At 38.1% G+C, this 4,341-nt stretch carries 3 protein-coding genes and 2 tRNA genes; 3 read left to right on the top strand and 2 right to left on the bottom strand.

Annotated elements, in window-relative coordinates; all coding sequences use genetic code 11:
- Window positions 1-520: 520 nt before the first annotated feature.
- Window positions 521-1,231, bottom strand: a complete 711-nt coding sequence (locus tag AB204_RS20085) for an MgtC family protein (protein ID WP_152671593.1) — start codon at window positions 1,229-1,231, stop codon at window positions 521-523.
- 807 nt (window positions 1,232-2,038) lie between these two features.
- Window positions 2,039-2,251, bottom strand: coding sequence for a transcription antiterminator/RNA stability regulator CspE (gene cspE, locus AB204_RS20080; protein WP_047965154.1), 213 nt, complete (start codon window positions 2,249-2,251; stop codon window positions 2,039-2,041).
- 492 nt (window positions 2,252-2,743) lie between these two features.
- Here cspE and AB204_RS20075 point away from each other — a divergent pair, with 492 nt between their 5' ends.
- From AB204_RS20075 to AB204_RS20065, 3 genes are all read left to right on the top strand, one after another.
- Window positions 2,744-3,253 carry a YlaC family protein gene (locus tag AB204_RS20075; protein WP_047965153.1) on the top strand — a complete coding sequence of 170 codons (510 nt, stop codon included), beginning with the start codon at window positions 2,744-2,746 and terminating at the stop codon, window positions 3,251-3,253.
- A 131-nt stretch (window positions 3,254-3,384) separates the two neighbouring features.
- A tRNA-Asn gene (locus AB204_RS20070) sits at window positions 3,385-3,460 on the top strand.
- A 450-nt stretch (window positions 3,461-3,910) separates the two neighbouring features.
- Window positions 3,911-3,986: transfer RNA gene (locus tag AB204_RS20065), tRNA-Asn, on the top strand.
- Window positions 3,987-4,341: the final 355 nt, after the last annotated feature.

Below are 4,341 nucleotides of genomic sequence, written 5' to 3'. Positions count from 1 at the left end.
TGTTGGAGAATAATTTTATCTTAAATCAATATTTTCGTTTTATCGGTAAATAGTGCCTCTATGGTTACTTTTCTGCTGCTACGATGAGCATCATCGCTATACCATCAGTTACATTTGTAGCCATTAAAAATGTGCAGGTAACGTTGTTTCAGATACACCTTAGAACAAGAGCTCTAGCCTTCACATGAGCCATCACATCGTATTTTGGAATCACTTCCTCAGAATCACCTGATTTGTTTGCTATCCCAACCAAAACTGAAAAAACATACTTAATGTGATTATAAATAAAGTAATAATAACTTAAGTTAATTCAATTTCATCTCCATTCAATAATGACAATAAATAATCAGTACAATAACTGTCATATTTTTTTGTAAGAGGTAATTTTCATATAAGGATTTTCTGCGTTATCGATACGAGAAACAAAATTATCCATAGGAAGCGTCAGGGGGATGAAGAGCATCTCCCCTGTTCGCGTTTTATCCATATAATGTTATGAAATTAGCAATAAAAAATAATTCTAAGCAGGCAACTCAGCAGCTATTTTCCAATTTACTGAAGTGACACTTTTTTCCAGACTAACCCGACAAACAATCGCCTCAATTTCTTTTTGCTCTGCTGGTGTAGCTAATATTTCCGCACAAACTTCAAGTCGGCCAGACTGAATAGCATCTGCACTACTCAACGACTGTAATCTAACACCTAACCCATTCAGAGCCTGCAAGATCAAAGTCCTTACCAAAATTTCATCACCTATAGCGCAAATAATATGGATTTTATAACGTTGTTCTAAATCCAGGGCTTGCTGAGGAGGCTGGGTATTAATTCGCTGTGCAGCTTCCCTCAATAGAATGTTCGCACAAAGAATAATGGCTGTTGCTATGCTGGCTGACCAATATTGACCCAGCCCACACAACACTCCGATTCCTGCCGAACACCATAATGTTGCTGCTGTATTTAAGCCACGAATATTCATTCCTTCACGCATAATGACACCAGCACCAAGAAAACCAATTCCAGATACAATTTGTGCAGCAATACGCCCAGGGCTATCCGCAGAAGCCGTCATTGAACAAATAATAAAAACCGCTGCGCCAGTTGATACCAAAGCATTAGTTCTCAACCCAGCCATACGTTGGCGCCACTGACGTTCAGCCCCAATCAAAGCGCCAAGGCACAATGCGGATAGTAAATGAATGGCAATAGATGTTAACAACATAGTATTCTCCATAACATCAAATGGATAAATAACCCCTTAAACATTCAAATTAAAAATTGAACAATTAATAACTTAAGATCTATTGGGTATAGAGAATCATGTACATTACAGCCTGTTCTGGTTCGGTTAACCTTAAAACCATCTGTTATTCAACGAACACACAATAGAGGGCCTGAAGAGATAATTCTTCATCGTACATGAAATAAATTCGAGTTGATTATTTGTATGTTCCCGGAGGGAATAAGGAACGAGTATATGACCACATCATGTATACCCCGATATACCTTCAGCCAATACTTTGTTAAGAATCCAATTCAGTAGATCCACAGTATCAAATGATCTTTATTCGGGTGGGTACAGCTCATGAAGTTAAAGTAGTACCGCCCACCATTACAGGTAAGCAGCAAATCGAGGTGAAATGAACAGCTTACCGGATTATTTTCTATTTAATCTGAAACCTTGACTGTCCAATTGATCGCTCTCCAAGAGAATTTGAGGGTGAGTATAAACAGACTTAATTAATAAGTAAAGACTCTGTTCGAGAGACTGTTTTGCAAAAACTATTTACAAAAAACCTATGCGTTTCCTGCCTCATTAAAAAGCAATAGTGTTATAAATCCTTTGTCATCTAATTGTAACTGATTTTATCTGATGATAAATAATCCATTATTTTCATTCCGTTATTTTTACCATGCAAATAAATCAGTCTGGAAATTTATAGCCTAGAAACTTACGGAAATAGATTTATAAAACAGAAAAACAAAAAGCCCGCCACGGCGTTCTGGCCTGGCGAGCTTAAATAAGGCATAAAGGCGGAAATTAGATAGCAGAGACGTTTGCTGCTGCTGGGCCTTTGGCACCATTTTCAATGGTGAATTCTACATTCTGGCCTTCTGCCAGAGTTTTGAAGCCGTTACCTTGAATGGCAGAGAAGTGTACGAATACGTCTTTGCTACCATCAGCTGGAGTGATGAAACCAAAGCCTTTAGACTCGTTGAACCACTTCACTTGACCTTTCATTTTGTCAGACATTTGTCTTTCCTATATATCAAAAAAAACTCGCCACCTCGGGCATGTGTTGGCCAGTATCAGCTATTACTTATGGAGGCACTAAGAAGGAAACGGTCAACAAAGGCTACCGAAGATAGCACTTACACATAACTCATTAACTCAAGATGTCGTACATAAAGTAGGTCTGTTAATCAGGCCAAGCGCATTAACGCATGACCGCACACGAATAGCAACCTTTTTATGTATTATCGATTTAAAAAATTCACATACGCTCAATATTAGAACAGAATAACATAATAAAGAGGTGTATTTATAATTTTATTTGATTAATTCAACTTTTGTCTCAGCAGAAATACTGATTATTGCTCGCCAACAATAACAATTTTCCAAATAAATTAAATCAATTGCTATACAGATGTGTGTTGCAGACATGCTAACCTTAAAAAAATGGTAAAACTTTCAATTCGATCGCGCTTTTTACAACACTTTTCTACATATAAGTGGGTTAGCATTATGAAAATCATCAAACAGATATTGATTCAAGATCTTGAGCGGATCAATCTTAAAGAGCATCGTGACGGTAAAGTGCACTTCAACAGCATTTTTATTCACCATCATCCCTATCTATGTCTGGCGATGGTTGTCGCTTATGCTTTTCTTGTTACGCTCATGTGGTATGCGCCCTATTTTGGCGCTTGGTCTATTTCTGCATTTACTGTGGCTTTTATTGCTATGGCCGCTGTTCTGCTATTTGATATTAAGCCAGTTTATCATTTTGAAGATATTGACGTACTCGATTTACGTGTCTGTTATAACGGAGAGTGGTTCGTCAACGAACAAGTCTCCAAAAATGCCATTAATAGAATACTCAATCATCCCCGAGTACCTAATGAAATCAAAGATGACATCAAACACATTATAAAGAAAAAGCACGGAATTTGTTTTTATGATGTATTTATGCTCGCCTGTTCAGAGCAATCACCTTATGCCCAACCTCTTAACATGGCTAACAAAAGTGCATAAATTCAACAAAATAGCACTTTTATGACACAACACGCTCACATGATGAGCAGACGGTAAGAAAAAAGAATTTTTGCGTTGACACTATTCCAGTTCATCGCTAATATTCGCCCCGTTCTCAGGAACGAAGCAATTCCTCCATAGTTCAGTCGGTAGAACGGCGGACTGTTAATCCGTATGTCGCTGGTTCGAGTCCAGCTGGAGGAGCCAAATTCAAAACACTCCGCTCTGTTAATGTTGCGAGGTGTTATGCTTAAACTAAACAATCTAGTTTAAACCGTTTAAAACGGCCTCCCTTTTGGGAGGCCGTTTTTGCATTGAGCATGCTGTGCAATCTCCGTTATCAGACATTCCCCTTCCTTATCAAACGCCTGTTTTTGAAGCACCGGTTTCCGTACTCATTTGCTTGGTGAATATGAAAAGTTAATCATGAAAGCAATAATTACAAAAAGAATACAACTTCCCTTTGATAAACAACATGTAATTACCAACCATAAAATCAATAAAACCCTGACAAATGCGCTATATTTTCATCAAAAAATAACAAAAAAACACCATTAAGATCATACATTAACCACTTGAACTTATTTTTATTCTTTTCACTTTACAACCCCAAAGCATTCCTTGTATTATCCGCTCCGTTCTCAGGAACAACCAAATTCCTCCATAGTTCAGTCGGTAGAACGGCGGACTGTTAATCCGTATGTCGCTGGTTCAAGTCCAGCTGGAGGAGCCAAATTCTGAAAAGCCCGGTTAGTTCTGCTAACCGGGCTTTTTGCTATCTATTTTCTAATGGTTTCTACTGGCTATTTGCTTGCTTCCTGCTAATTATTTGTTTCCCCACTGATTGTTCGTTTATCAATCAGTTGCTTCCCCGTTAGTTATTTTTTTCCTCTTTATTACAATATTTATCTGACTTATCTTTTAACTTACGGCTTTACTTTGTTAACCCGCCTGTCCTGCCAGCTTTACTATACCTAATAGATTTCAAGTGCAGCGCGACGGCAAGGGAATGAATCCCCAGGAGCATATAGCAGAATCAACATAACCTGACACATTCGATGTGCTCGGTGAACAACTCATCAACTGAA

It is taken from the genome of Xenorhabdus khoisanae (assembly GCF_001037465.1).
Taxonomy (GTDB): domain Bacteria; phylum Pseudomonadota; class Gammaproteobacteria; order Enterobacterales; family Enterobacteriaceae; genus Xenorhabdus; species Xenorhabdus khoisanae.
This window is presented reverse-complemented; position numbering and strand designations above follow the sequence as displayed.